General features: G+C 66.9%; 12 protein-coding genes. 8 read left to right on the top strand and 4 right to left on the bottom strand.

All coding sequences use genetic code 11. The annotated features are described in order from the left end of the window. Positions 1-49 precede the first annotated feature (49 nt). The 5 genes from ABIE08_RS21575 to ABIE08_RS21555 are packed head-to-tail and all read left to right on the top strand — an operon-like array spanning position 50 to position 3810. Positions 50-769, top strand: coding sequence for an amino acid ABC transporter permease (locus ABIE08_RS21575; RefSeq protein WP_354553955.1), 720 nt, complete (start codon positions 50-52; stop codon positions 767-769). Continuing rightward, positions 766-1422 carry an amino acid ABC transporter permease gene (locus tag ABIE08_RS21570; protein ID WP_354553954.1) on the top strand — a complete coding sequence of 219 codons (657 nt, stop codon included), beginning with the start codon at positions 766-768 and terminating at the stop codon, positions 1420-1422. Before ABIE08_RS21575 ends, ABIE08_RS21570 begins: the two co-directional genes overlap by 4 nt. After that, positions 1403-2134, top strand: coding sequence for an amino acid ABC transporter ATP-binding protein (locus ABIE08_RS21565; protein WP_354553952.1), 732 nt, complete (start codon positions 1403-1405; stop codon positions 2132-2134). The genes ABIE08_RS21570 and ABIE08_RS21565 overlap by 20 nt, the downstream gene beginning before the upstream one ends. Positions 2135-2158: 24 nt before the next feature. Beyond that, on the top strand, positions 2159-2968 hold the full coding sequence (locus ABIE08_RS21560; protein WP_354553951.1) for an HpcH/HpaI aldolase family protein: 810 nt from the start codon (positions 2159-2161) through the stop codon (positions 2966-2968). Between the two features lie 23 nt (positions 2969-2991). Beyond that, the gene (locus ABIE08_RS21555; RefSeq protein WP_354553949.1) at positions 2992-3810 is read left to right on the top strand and encodes an SDR family oxidoreductase; all 819 of its coding nucleotides are present in this window, start codon (positions 2992-2994) and stop codon (positions 3808-3810) included. A 253-nt stretch (positions 3811-4063) separates the two neighbouring features. On the opposite strand, the gene ABIE08_RS21550 is transcribed toward ABIE08_RS21555, so the two are convergent. After that, on the bottom strand, positions 4064-5515 hold the full coding sequence (locus tag ABIE08_RS21550; protein ID WP_354553948.1) for a PLP-dependent aminotransferase family protein: 1452 nt from the start codon (positions 5513-5515) through the stop codon (positions 4064-4066). A gap of 151 nt (positions 5516-5666) precedes the next feature. Between ABIE08_RS21550 and ABIE08_RS21545 the strand changes: the two genes are divergently transcribed. From ABIE08_RS21545 to ABIE08_RS21535, 3 genes are all read left to right on the top strand, one after another. Continuing rightward, a complete protein-coding gene (locus ABIE08_RS21545; RefSeq protein WP_354553946.1) occupies positions 5667-6911 on the top strand; it encodes a benzoate/H(+) symporter BenE family transporter in 1245 nt (414 codons plus the stop codon). A 247-nt stretch (positions 6912-7158) separates the two neighbouring features. After that, entirely contained in the window at positions 7159-8367 is a 1209-nt protein-coding gene (locus ABIE08_RS21540; RefSeq protein WP_354553945.1) for a PQQ-dependent sugar dehydrogenase, read from the top strand. Positions 8368-8579: 212 nt separating this feature from the next. After that, on the top strand, positions 8580-9020 hold the full coding sequence (locus ABIE08_RS21535; protein WP_354553944.1) for a hypothetical protein: 441 nt from the start codon (positions 8580-8582) through the stop codon (positions 9018-9020). A 100-nt stretch (positions 9021-9120) separates the two neighbouring features. On the opposite strand, the gene ABIE08_RS21530 is transcribed toward ABIE08_RS21535, so the two are convergent. From ABIE08_RS21530 to ABIE08_RS21520, 3 genes are read right to left on the bottom strand one after another with little or no spacing between them, the layout of a single operon-like run. After that, positions 9121-9879: a DeoR/GlpR family DNA-binding transcription regulator gene (locus tag ABIE08_RS21530; RefSeq protein ID WP_354553942.1), complete on the bottom strand. Its 759-nt coding sequence runs from the start codon at positions 9877-9879 to the stop codon at positions 9121-9123. 27 nt (positions 9880-9906) lie between these two features. Continuing rightward, positions 9907-10923 (bottom strand): 4-hydroxythreonine-4-phosphate dehydrogenase PdxA, encoded by a 1017-nt coding sequence (gene pdxA / locus ABIE08_RS21525; protein ID WP_354553941.1) that lies wholly within the window; start codon positions 10921-10923, stop codon positions 9907-9909. Then, a complete protein-coding gene (locus tag ABIE08_RS21520) occupies positions 10920-12170 on the bottom strand; it encodes a four-carbon acid sugar kinase family protein (RefSeq protein WP_354553940.1) in 1251 nt (416 codons plus the stop codon). The genes pdxA and ABIE08_RS21520 overlap by 4 nt, the downstream gene beginning before the upstream one ends. Positions 12171-12568: the final 398 nt, after the last annotated feature.

The raw sequence follows: 12568 nt of genomic DNA, 5'->3' as shown, positions 1-12568 counted from the left end.
CCGGATCGCCGGCCCAGCCAGGATCTGCCAGGGATCTCGGAGACTTCAATTGGCCTACGAAATGACCTTCGGGCCGGTGATGAGCCGGCTTCCCGAACTGCTGGATGGCGCCTTGGATACGCTGGTCCTGTCCGGCCAATCCATCGCGATCGGCCTCGCCATCGGCTTGAGCGTGGCGCTCGTCCGGGTGAACGGACCGCGCTGGGCCAATATCGCCGGCTCGATCTATGTCGAGGCGTTCCGCAACACGCCCCTGCTCGTGCAGCTCTTCCTGCTGTTCTTCGCGTTGCCCTTCGCCGGGCTGCGTCTCAGCGCCAATACGGCCGCCGTCATCGCGATTTCGCTCAATCTCGGCGCCTATTCGACGGAGATATTCCGGGCCGGGCTGCTGGCCATTCCCAAGACCCAGATCGAGGCCGGCCTGGCGCTCGGCATGTCGCGCTTCCAGGTGATGCGCTACGTCGTGATCGTGCCGGCCCTGCGCATCATCTATCCCGCGCTGACGGGCCAGCTCACCTTGACCCTGCTGGGCACCTCGCTCGTCTCGGCGATTTCGGCGACCGACCTGACCCTGGCCGGTTCGATGATCGAATCCCAGACCTTCCGGAGTCTTGAGACCTTCATCCTCGTGGCGATCCTCTACATCGCCATGACCTTTGCCTTCCGCCTGCTCTACTGGGCGATCGGGCTCTGGCTCTTCCGCCGCCGCGTCCATACCGGCGATGCCGCCGCCGGCATGATGCTCGTTCCTGGAAAGGCCGACCTATGATCCAGTCCTTTGGTTGGCAGAGCGTCCAGTTCCTCATGATGGGCCTGCTCTGGACGGTCGGCCTGTCGATCATGACCTTCATTTCCGGCGGCGTGCTGGGACTGATCTTCGCCGTGGGGCGCTCGCTGGGGCCGCGCTGGCTCCGGTTCATCATCGCCAGCTATATCCAGCTGGTGCAGGCGACCCCGCTGCTGATCCTGCTGTTCCTCTGCTTCTACGGGCTGAGCTTTCTCGGCCTCTACTTCCCGCCCTTCGCTGCGGCGGTGATCTCGCTCACCATCTATGCCACCGCGTTCCTCGCCGATATCTGGCGCGGCTGCATCGAATCCATCCCGCGGACGCAGTGGGAGGCGGCGGACGCCCTGGCCCTGAGCGGGCCGCAGAAGCTGCGCTACGTCATCCTGCCTCAGGCCCTGCGCATAGCGCTGGGACCGACGGTCGGGTTCATGGTGCAGATCGTCAAGAATACGTCCGTCACCGCGCTGATCGGCTTCGTCGAACTGACGAGGGCGGGGCAGTTGCTCAACAACGTGACCTTCCAGCCCTTCCACGTCTTCATGACCGTCGCTGCGATGTACTTCGTCGTGTGCTTCCCGCTGTCGTGGTGGAGCGAAAAGCTCAAGGAGAGAAAAAGTGCCGGCGCTGCGCATTGAAAACCTGAAGAAATCCTATGGCGCCATGCCGGTCCTCAAGGGCATCGATCTCAGCGTCGAACAGGGCGATGTGGTCGCCGTCATCGGGCGGTCGGGCTCCGGCAAAAGCACCATGCTGCGCTGCATCAACGGGCTTGAGCCTTTCGAGTCCGGCTCGATCGAGGTCGCGGGACACAAGGTGTCCGATGCGAAGCCGGCCTTGCGCGAACTGCGCAAGGAGGTCGGCATGGTGTTCCAGAGCTACAATTTGTTTCCGCATCTGAGTGTCGCCGACAACATCACCCTGGCGCCGCGCGTGGTCCGCAAGCTGCCGGCCAGCGCGATGGCGGGCCTGGTCGAGGACGTGCTCAGCCGGGTCGGCCTTTCCGACAAGGCACATGCCTATCCGGACCAGCTATCCGGCGGGCAGCAGCAGCGTGTCGCCATCGCCCGTTCGCTGGCCATGAAGCCCAAGGTCATGCTGTTCGACGAGGTCACCTCGGCGCTCGACCCCGAGCTGACCGGCGAGGTGCTCAAGACCATCGCCGAGCTCGCGAAGGCCGGCATGACCATGGTTCTCGTCACGCACGAGATGGGCTTCGCCCGCCGCGTCGCCACTCACACCGTGTTCATGAACGAAGGCCGGGTCTGGGAGCAGGGCCCTTCCGAACAGATCTTCACCAATCCGCAGACGCCCGAGCTCAAGAGCTTCATTGCGCCTGATTTGAAATAACCAACGCCGCCAGAGGAGCATCAATTGGCCGTACCTGAGAACCACACCCTCCTAGAGAAGATGAAGCGCGGCGAATCCGTCTTCGGCTCGACGTTCTATTCCGGTTCGACGACCCCGATCGAGATTGCTGGGAACTGGGGCCTCGACTTCGCCTTCATCGATGCCGAGCACACCCCGACCAATGTCGACCGCGACATGGAAAAGCTGGTGATGGCGTCGCTGCTGGCGGGCATCGCGCCGCTGGTCCGCGTTCGCGGCGTCAACCAGTGGGACATCCGCAAGTCGCTCGAAATGGGCGCGACGGGCGTGATCGTGCCCTATGTGAAGACGGCCGAAGAGGCTCGCGCCTGTGTCAGCGCCGCCAAGTTCATGCCGATCGGTCGCCGCGGCGGCGACGCCGGTTGCCGCGCGGCCAGCTATGCGGGCCCGGGCTTCCAGTGGTCCAAATATATGGAGCACGAGAACGCCACCAAGCTCGTCATCCCGATGGCCGAGAGCTTCGAGTTCTTCGACAACATCGACGAGATCCTGGAGGTCGAAGGCATCGACGTCGTCAATTTTGGCCCCGCCGATTACTCGATCTCGCGCCAGATCCCGATCGATTACTCGATGAAGAACGCCGAGGTCGACGAGAAGCTTTCCGAGCTGATCGAGAAGGCGCATGCGCGCGGCATCAAGGTGATGGCGCCCTGCATTCCCCCCGTCGCCGAGAGCGTCACGGCCCTGCAGAAGAAGGGCGTCGACATGATCATCATGGGGAATGACGTGATGTTCCTCAACCAGGGCTACCAGCGCGCGCGCGAAGCCATCGACAGCGCCGCCAAGGGCGCCTGAACCCGATTTTTGGAGTGGAATGAATGACGGATCTCTTCAGCGTCGAGGGCCGCGTCGCGGTCGTCACCGGCGGTCTCGGCCAGCTTGGCACGCAGTTTTCCAAGTCCCTGGCGGAAGCCGGCGCCAAGGTGGCGATCTTCTCGCGCCGGCCCTTCAGCCGCCAGCAGATCGAGGAAAAATTCCCCGGCGTCAGCGACAATATCAACGTCTATGAAGCCAGCGTGACCAGCAAGGAAGAGCTGGAGGCAGCGACCGAAGAGCTGATCGCCGACTGGGGCGTCCCGCATATCCTAGTCAACAATGCCGGGATCGATTCCAAGCCCAACGGCTCAGCCGAGCAGAACGCGCCTTTCGAGAACTATCCCCAGAAGTACTGGGACGAGATCATCGACACCAACTTGACCGGCGTCATGCTGACCAGCCAGGTCGTCGGCAGCCGCATGGCCGAGGCCGGCCGTGGCTCGATCATCAATGTCGGCTCGATCTATGGCCTGGTCTCGCCCAATCAGGCGCTCTATGCCTATCGCGAAAAGCGCGACGGCGTGCCGTTCATCAAGGCCATCTCCTACGCGGCCTCCAAGTCCGGCCTCGTCAACATGACGCGCTATCTCGGCACCTACTGGGCGCAGAAGAAGGTTCGCGTGAACCTGATCTCGTTCGGCGGCGTCAAAACGGCGAACTTCGACAAGGAGTTCATCGAGGCGTTCCTCGAGCGCGTGCCTATGAACCGCCAGGCCGAGATCGATGAGTATAATGGCGTCATCCGCTTCCTGGCGTCGGACGCCTCGTCCTACATGACGGGTTCGAACGTCACCGTGGATGGCGGCTTCACCGCCTGGTGAGCCAAGGCGTGCCCGGCAGCCTCTGCCGGGCACCGATCCTTCCGTGCGTGAGGCCTCCGGCTCATCGGGAGGAGGGCCCGGCAGCCGGGCGTGTGCATCACGCCGTTTGTCCAGGCGTCCAGAGTATTTCACCAAGCTGACGGGGCGGTTCAAGAACCTCAATTATGCCTCTCCCGAATCGCCGCATGCCGAGCGGTTTCTTCAGGAAATCGAGGCGCTCGAGGCCGCGGCGCCTATGTTCCGGGCGGCGTGACTAGGTGGGTCTCATTGCCTGAAGCGCGGTCGCAAGCTTCCGGACGGCGAGCTCGATCTCGTAGGGCGTGTAGGCGGCGAAGCCCATGAGGAAGCCGGCCTCGCCGCGGCCATCGGCATGCAGCGCCGACAGACCGAGCAGATCGATGCCGGCCCGCGCTGCCGCCTCGATCGCGGCGCGCTCCGGGAGCCCGCCGGTCAACCGGCAGGACATCTGCAGCCCGCCGGCGGGAACGCGCGGTTCGACGAAATCCGCCAGATGGCGGCGCACGAGGCTTTCCAGCAGGTCGAGGCGGTCGGCATAGACGCCGCGCATGCTGCGGACATGCGCGCCGAAATGCCCGCCCTCCATGAACCGCGCCAAAGTCCATTGCGCCATCGGCGCCGTATGGCCGTCCTGCAGGGTGCGCGCGACGGTCATCGGCCCGACGAGCTGGGGCGGCAGGACGAGATAGCCGATCCGCAGGCCCGGAAAGAGCGACTTGGTGAAGGTGCCGATATAGAGCGTCCGGTCATGCGGATCGAGGCCCTGCACGCAGGCGGTCGGCTTGCCGGCATAGTGGAACTCGCTGTCGTAATCATCCTCGATGATCCAGGCCTGGTGCCGGGCCGCCCATTCGATCAGGGCGAGGCGGCGTTCCAGCGCCAGGGTCGCCCCGGTCGGAAACTGGTGGGAGGGCGTGAGGAACACCGCCTTGGCGCGGCGCGGTTCGGCCAGGATCGGCTCGACCACAAGGCCTTGGCCGTCGACGGGGATATGCAGGCACTCCAGCCCCGCCGCGTCGAAGGCGCGACGCGCGCCGTAATAGACGGGATCCTCGATGAAGATCCCGTCGCCGGGATCAAGCAGCATGTTGGCGCAGAGCGACAGCGCCTGCTGTGAACTAGTCAGCACCAGCACCCGGTCCGCCGTGGCGCGCGCGCCTCGCTCCAGGTTCACATAGTCGGCGATGGCGCGGCGGAGCGGCGCGATGCCTTGCGGGTCGCCATGCAGCAGGGTTTGCGCGCCGACTTCCTTCCGGACCTGCCGCTCCAGGCGCTCCCAGAGCGCAAGCGGAAAAGTGCGCGTCTCCGGCACGCCCGGCGCGAAGGGCCGCGGCGTGAGCCGCTCGCGAACGCCGCCACCGCCGAACATGGCGGCGCCGCGCCGGCTGAGCTTCGGCGGCTGGTTGCGACGCTGTGGATCCCTGGGCGATTGGCGGCGGCCGGGCGTGAACGCGGTCATCTCGGCGACGAAGCTGCCGCTGCCCACGCGCCGGTCGATGAAGCCTTCCGCGTGAAGCTGGCCATAGGCGGCTTCGATCGTGTCGCGCGACACGCCGAGCGACGTGGCAAGCGCGCGGGAGGCGGGCAGAGGCTTGCCCGGTCCCAGCGCACCGTCGACGATCAGTTGCCGGATCGCCCGCTGGATCCGTGCATGCAGCGGCATGGCCGCATGGGCGGGCAGCGCCATCCATGCCTTCACCGATTCCAGTTGCGAATGCTTGAACAAATGGTCTGGTCCCATCGATAGAATTGGCGGGAGAGAACAGGCCATTCACCGGTTAGTTGTCAAGCCGACCCGCGGCCCGCGGGGCCCGTCCTTCCGGAGTTTCTCGACGACCATGCCATCCCAGCCAACTCCCCTTCGTCCCCACGATCTGGCGCATCCCATGATTGCCGGCCTGATCTCCGTCCTGGTCAATTATGGCGGCACCTTCATCCTCGTCTTCCAGGCCGCGAAGGTCGCGGGCCTCAGTCCGGGGCTGACGGCGTCCTGGGTCTGGTCGGTTTCCATCGGCGTCGGACTGACGGGACTGTTCCTGAGCTGGCGCTACCGCGAGCCGATCATCACGGCCTGGTCCACCCCGGCGGCGGCGTTTCTCGTCAGCGCGCTGGCGACGACGCCCTATGCGGAGGCGGTCGGCGCCTACATGATCTCGGCGGCGGCCTTCGTCGCGCTTGGCATGTCCGGCTATTTCGAGAAGGTGATCCGGCTGATCCCGCCCGGCATCGCCTCGGGCCTGCTGGCCGGCATCCTGCTGCCCTTCGGCATCGGTGCCTTTGGCGGGGCGAGCGTCGATCCGCTGCTAGTCGGCCTGCTGATCGTTGCCTATGTCGTGTTGAAGCGCTTCGCCGCCCGCTACGCGGTGGTCGGCATTCTGGTGATCGGGCTGGCCTTCCTGCTGGTGCAGGACCGGGTCGATCTCTCAGGCTTGACGCTGGAATTCGCGTCGCCTGTTTTCACCCTGCCGCAGTTCTCGCTGAACGCCCTGCTTTCGGTGGCGCTGCCGCTGTTCGTGATCACGCTGACCGGTCAATACATGCCCGGCATGCTGGTGCTGCGGAACGACGGCTTCAAGACGAGCGCCAATCCGATCGTCGCGGTCACCGGCCTCGGCTCGCTCCTCATGGCCCCGTTCGGCTCGCATGCCTTCAACATCGCGGCCATCACGGCGGCGATCGCCACCGGCAAGGACGCGCATGAGGATCCGTCGAAACGCTGGATCGCCGGCATCGCCGCAGGGTGCTTCTACGTTCTGGTCGGCGTGTTCGGCGTGACGCTGGCCGCCGTCTTCATGGCCTTCCCCGCGACCTTCATCACCACGCTCGCCGGTCTGGCGCTGCTCGGCACCATTGGTGGCAGCCTTGCGGGAGCGATGGCGGATCCGGGCTCGCGCGAGGCGGCGCTGATTACCTTTCTCGCCTCCGCCGCCAACATCCGGCTGCTTGGCATTGGCGGGGCGTTCTGGGGCCTGCTGATCGGCCTCGTCGCTACCCTCATCCTGAACGGAAGCTGGCCGCGCCCCGCTCGTACCGGGCCGGTCGGGAACGAGGGAGCCGCACCAAACGCCGCACGACGCGCCTGACTTTCCCATCGACTTCCGCGGCCTCGTGCCGGGGAGGGGCAGGCCGCTTGGGACATGTGGATGGCGTCGGTCGCAGGGGCGCGGGAACCGGATGCGTGCCCGGACGTTCGACAACCAGATCCCCGGCGCCGATGTTCGCCGAAGGCCAAGGATGCGCGAGCCGCTCTCCAGCGGTCTCGCGTGATCCCCCTCCCGCCCGGGGTGGATCTCCTTCCGCCTCCGCCCTCTATCGAAAGGAAGTGTTCGCATGACCCGACTTGCCACCGCCCTGGCCCTGGTGCTGACAGCCGGCGTCGCCCTCCCTTCCTATGCGCAGACCTCGCTCGACACCCGGCCGCCCCATGGCGCCGACCAGAAGCCCCAGTCGTCGGACCAGACCCGCGCTCCTCTGCCGGAAAAGCGGACCGAGCCCGCTGTCAGCGTGATCGCGGAGGACCTGCCGCAGCTCTGGTCGCTCGAAGTCCTGCCGGATGGCGGGATGCTCGTCACCGCCAAGGAAGGACGGATGTTCATCGTCGGCGCCGACGGTTCGGTGGGCGCGGATATCGCCGGTGTGCCGGAGGTGGATGCCGCGGGGCAGGGCGGGCTGCTCGACGTCGCCCTGGCGCCCGATTTCGACACCAGCCAGGAGATTTTCGTCTCCTTCTCCGAGCCGCGCGACGGTGGCAACGGCACCTCGGTGGCGCGCGCCAAGCTGGTGCAGGATGACAAGGGCGCTCGCCTCGAGGGTCTGACCGTCATCTTCCGCCAGACGCCTGCTTTCCGCGGTAACAACCATTTCGGCTCCCGCCTGGTGTTCGGTCCCAAGGGCGAGTTGTTTGTCACGGTGGGCGAACGCTCGAACGCCGCCGTCCGCGTGCAGGCGCAGGATATCGCCAGCGGCCTTGGAAAAGTCTTCCGCATCGACCGCAACGGCGCCGCGCTCCCCGACAATCCCTTCGTCCGCACGGAGGGCGCGCTGCCGGAGATCTGGAGCCTCGGCCACCGCAACATGCAGTCCGCCACGCTGGACGGTCAGGGGCGCCTCTGGACGGTCGAGCACGGGCCGCGCGGCGGCGACGAGCTGAACCGCCCGGAGGCCGGCAAGAATTACGGCTGGCCGGAAGTCACCTATGGCATCGATTATAGCGGCGCGCCGATCGGCGCGGGCAAGACAGCCGAGATCGGCACGGAACAGCCTGTCTATTACTGGGATCCCGTCATCGCCCCCTCTGGCATGGCCTATTACCACGGCGAGACCTTCCCGCATTGGCAGGGCACCTTCCTGGTCGGCGGGCTGGTCGCCCAGGCGGTCGTCGTCCTGCATATGGACAATGACCGCGTCGTCGCGGAGGAGCATGTGCCGGTGGGCGCCCGCGTTCGCGACGTGAAGGCCGCGCCGGACGGCTCCGTCCTCGTCGTCACCGAGACGCGGGGCGGCAGTTCTCGCATCCTCCGCCTCACCCAGCCCTCCTAGGCGAGCGAGGCGGAAATCGCCGCGGTGGCGCCAGGGGCGGGAAGCCGGAAAATCGCGCTTGCTGGCCAACCTTATCTTGCGACATCCTGACCGTATCGGAATTCGGTCACCCCGCGCGGAACCAATCCCGGGCGAGACTGTTCCATTGTCACTCGGAGACGAGGCTGACGAGCCCAGTCGCTGGGCAAGCGGCTACCTTGAGGAACTTGATCATGATGATTTCGCCCAGAATTCGCGCCGCCGCGGTTGCCGTCATCGCGGCCGGGGCCGTCAGCCTCTCCAGCGCCGCGCACGCCGACAGCGGCACGATCCGCTTCTCCGTCTACAAGGCGGCCTTCTTCGTCGGCGGCTCGGGCGGCGACGGTACGCTGACCTTCCATGGTCGCCGCTACCCGATCTCGATCGCCGGCATTTCGGGCGGCATCGCCTTTGGCGCGTCCAAGACCAATTTCCGCGGCACGGTCCGCAACATTCGCCGCGCCAGCGACGTGACCGGTGTCTACGGCGCAGCCGGCGGCGGCGGCGCGATCGGCCGCGGCGCGCAGGTCATCGTCATGACCAATGAAAAGGGCGCCCGGCTCGAGCTTTCGGGCAAGCAGGTCGGCCTGCAGGTCAACGCCGACCTGAGCGGCCTGGCCATCACCGTCAAGTAACGTTCAAGCATCGTCCCGTCGTCCCGGTCGTTCAGACAATGGCCGTGATGACGGGACGATGTATGCGAGGGCCGAACGGCTCCGTAGGCCGCCACGATCCTCACACGGTCGCGAGGGTCACCTCCGCCCCGGCGGTGGTCATCGCCGCGAGCTGGTGGTCGGAGGCGGTCGCGTCGGTGATCAGGCGCCAGTGTGCGGGCAGCGGCGCCCAGGCCGATTGTTCCGCGCGGCCGAGTTTCGTTGCGTCGGCGAGGATGATGGTTTCCCTCGCCTGCTCCATCATCCGGCTCTTGAGCGCCACCTGGTCGAGATGTGCTTCGCACAAGCCCCGGCCGGCGACGATGCCATCCGCGCTCAGAAACGCCTTGTCGGCGGTAAGCCGCCGCAGCGCCTCCATCGCCAGCGGGCCGACCGTGCCCATGCTGCTGGCGCGCAGCGTGCCGCCCAGCACGATCATTTCGATGTCGGGCTCGCCGACCAGCAAGGGCGGCAGGGCCAGGTTGTTGGTGATGATGCGCAGCCGTCGGCCGGCCAGCAGCGGACCAAGCGCGAGGACGGTGGATCCGGCGTCGAGGAGGAGGGTGTCGCCATCCTCGATAAATGCCAGTGCCGCCTGCGCGATGGCCCGCTTTTCCGCGCCGCGCTCGTCCAGTCTTTCGCCGAGCGTCGTTTCCCGGCCCCGGCCGAGCAGGATGGCGCCGCCATAGGTTCGGCGGACGGCATTGTCCGCGGCAAGGCGCTGCAGATCGCGCCGCACGGTCGATTCCGACACGGCGAAACGGCGCGCCAGATCCTCGACATCGACTTCGCCAAGCTGCAAGGCTTCGAGAAGGCGCGAGCGGCGTTCGGTGCTGCGCATGGGCGTGCTGTTCCCCCGGATGGTCGACTAGACGGCGACGGGGCGCGGCGCGAGTCCCACGGCCTGGCGCAACGCTTCGATCAGGCTGCGCTCGTCGGCGACGCCGGTGCCGGCGATGTCGAACGCCGTGCCGTGATCGACGGAAGTGCGGATGACGGGAAGTCCGACCGTGATGTTCACGCCGGATTCCAGCCCCAGCACCTTGATCGGGCCATGGCCCTGGTCGTGATACATGGCGACCACCATGTCGTAATCGCCGCGGCCGGCCAGGAAGAACAGGGTGTCGGCTGGCAGCGGGCCGCGGACGTCCCATCCCTTCGCCTGGCAGGCCTCGACCGCGGGCGTGATCTTCTCGGCCTCCTCGCCGCGGCCGAACAGCCCGTTTTCCCCTGCATGCGGATTGATGGCGCAGACGCCGATCTTCGGGTTGGCGATGCCGGCTTTCGTCAGCACCGCATGGCCTCGCGCAATGACCCGCCCGACAAGACCCGGCTCGATCTTCGCGATCGCGTCGATCAGCCCGATATGGGTCGTGACGTGGATCACGCGCAGCTTGGGCGAGACCAGCATCATCGACACTTCCGGCGTGCCGGTCAGTTCCGCGAGCAGCTCGGTATGACCGGGATATTTGTGCCCGGCCGCATGGAGCGCCTCCTTGCTGAGCGGCGCGGTGCAGATCGCCTGGGCGATGCCGGCGCTGGCGATCTCAACCGCCTTTTCGATGAAGCGGAAGGCGGCCTCGCCGGCAACCGGAGACACCTTGCCGAAGGGGAGATCCGCCGGCACCAGCTTGAGGTCGATGCATTGCACGGCCGGCGCGGCAAAATCCGCCTGCGCCGGATCGTCGAGCGAGGCGACCTCGAGGTCGATCCCGGCCAGCCGGCCCGCGAGCCGCAGGCGCTCGGCATCGCCGATCACCAGCGCGTTGCACAGCTGGCGGGTCGAATCCTGCGCGAGCGCCTTCATGATGATCTCTGGCCCGACGCCGGAGGGATCCCCCATGGTGATGGCGATGGTGGGCAGTGAACTCTGGGTCGGCGTCATGCTGGATTTCCTTGGGTGCGGATATCGCGAAGGCGTTGGGCGATGCGGCCGAGGCTGTCGTCGTCGCCAAAGGCGCCGGCTTTCGTGACCACGGGACAGGAGAGCGCGCCGAGGGCCTGGCCGAGGGCGACGCCGGGCTCGATCTCGTCGATCAGGCGGATGCCCAGGGCGCCGAAGCGGGAAAGCAAGGCTGCCGCCGTTTCGCCGCCGGTCGCTGCGAAGGCTCCCATGCGGGTGGCGGCAGGCGCGAGCGCGTCGGCCAACCCCTCGGCGAGGCTCGGCCCCAGCGCCATTTCGGGCCGGTCATTCATCTGGATTTCGACCAGGACATCCTGGCCGGTGTCGAGCCGGGCCGCGACCGCCTTGCCGATGGCGGCGCGTTCGGACGCATCGTGCAGTAGGGTTTCGGGCGAGACCGGCACATGCGCGACATGCCCGCTGGCGACGAGCTTGGCAGCACCCCGGCGCGACGCCAGCGCCAGCGAGCCGACCACCATGAGGAAGCCTTGCTCCGAGGCTTCGAAGCGGGGTGTGGAGACAAGGGTCGACGGCGTGAGCGCCGCCACGGCTGACGCGAGACCGGCGCTGCCGATCAGGAAGGCGCCCGGCGACATCGGCAGGCTTGCCGCCGCGATCCGGCGCAGGTCGTCCTCGGTTTCCGCATCGCAGATCGCCACGACATCACCCCGGCTGGCGAGGAGCGAGAAGGCGGCGCGCAGATCGCTCTCGCTCGCGCGGATGGTCGAAAGCGGCACGACCTCTGTGGCCAGGCCGGCCGAGGCAAGGACGTCAGCGAGATCGGCATTGGCGTAGCTGTGCTCGCGCTGCCAGACTTCGGCCTGTTCGAGCGGCTGACCGTTGACGAGGATGCGGCCGTGGCGCGTCGTGCGGCCAGTGGCCGGGAAGGCGGGGGCCAGCAGGCCGAAGACCCTGCCGAACCGCCGCTTCATATGGGCCATGGTGGCGGCGATCTCGGCGGCCGGCTGGCCTCGCAGGGTCGAATCGATCTTCTTGAAGAGGTCGCGCCCGGGCTCGGAGTGGGTCGCGAGCGCATGGTGCTGCCGCTCCGCCGCCGCCCCGGCAGTCAGCCCCCGGCTGTCGGTATTGTGCGAGATGATGGCCGTTCGCGGCGCGCCGGCCGCGGCCGGGCTCCAACTGACCACGCTGTCCAATCCCCGCCTGGCAAACGGAATGGCGCTGTCGGCCGCCCCGGTCAGATCATCGGCGAGGATCAGCCAGCGTGTCATCGGATGAATGCGCCCAAGAAGTCAGGGATCGTGGAGTGGCTCGACAAATGCCAGATCGGGTCCGCTGCGCGTTATGCGCAGAATTCGGATCGATCAAGGGCGCAGCAAACTACTAGAGTTCACTCTATGCGCGTTATGCGCAAAGCGAAAGAGCTCAGGTGGCCGAATTGCGCAGTCGGGCGCTGGAATGCGCGCGACGGTTCGTTGCCGGGGCGTTGCCCTCGCGTGTCGAGGGGGGCTGCTCGGTGGAGCGCGTCAGACGGAGGCGTCGGGCTGCCTTGGGAAGGAGCGCGGCGGACATGCGCCGGCGCGGCCTGGGCGAGGGCCAGTTGGGCGGAATTGATGCGTGGGGGGAGATGCCAGCCTCCCTTGGCCGCCGGGCGGAAGGCTGGCATCGC

The sequence above is a fragment of the Kaistia defluvii genome, assembly GCF_040548815.1.
In the GTDB taxonomy this organism is placed as follows: domain Bacteria; phylum Pseudomonadota; class Alphaproteobacteria; order Rhizobiales; family Kaistiaceae; genus Kaistia; species Kaistia defluvii_A.
This window is presented reverse-complemented; position numbering and strand designations above follow the sequence as displayed.

Bases quoted from the DNA above. Each gene is read 5' to 3' on its own strand.
- ABIE08_RS21570 (WP_354553954.1), top strand. From the start codon at position 766: ATGATCCAGTCCTTTGGTTGGCAGAGCGTCCAGTTCCTCATGATGGGC.
- ABIE08_RS21555 (WP_354553949.1), top strand. From the start codon at position 2,992: ATGACGGATCTCTTCAGCGTCGAGGGCCGCGTCGCGGTCGTCACCGGC.
- ABIE08_RS21550 (WP_354553948.1), bottom strand. From the start codon at position 5,515: ATGGCGCTGCCCGCCCATGCGGCCATGCCGCTGCATGCACGGATCCAG.
- ABIE08_RS21545 (WP_354553946.1), top strand. From the start codon at position 5,667: ATGCCATCCCAGCCAACTCCCCTTCGTCCCCACGATCTGGCGCATCCC.
- ABIE08_RS21540 (WP_354553945.1), top strand. From the start codon at position 7,159: ATGACCCGACTTGCCACCGCCCTGGCCCTGGTGCTGACAGCCGGCGTC.
- ABIE08_RS21535 (WP_354553944.1), top strand. From the start codon at position 8,580: ATGATGATTTCGCCCAGAATTCGCGCCGCCGCGGTTGCCGTCATCGCG.
- ABIE08_RS21530 (WP_354553942.1), bottom strand. From the start codon at position 9,879: ATGCGCAGCACCGAACGCCGCTCGCGCCTTCTCGAAGCCTTGCAGCTT.
- pdxA (WP_354553941.1), bottom strand. From the start codon at position 10,923: ATGACGCCGACCCAGAGTTCACTGCCCACCATCGCCATCACCATGGGG.
- ABIE08_RS21520 (WP_354553940.1), bottom strand. From the start codon at position 12,170: ATGACACGCTGGCTGATCCTCGCCGATGATCTGACCGGGGCGGCCGAC.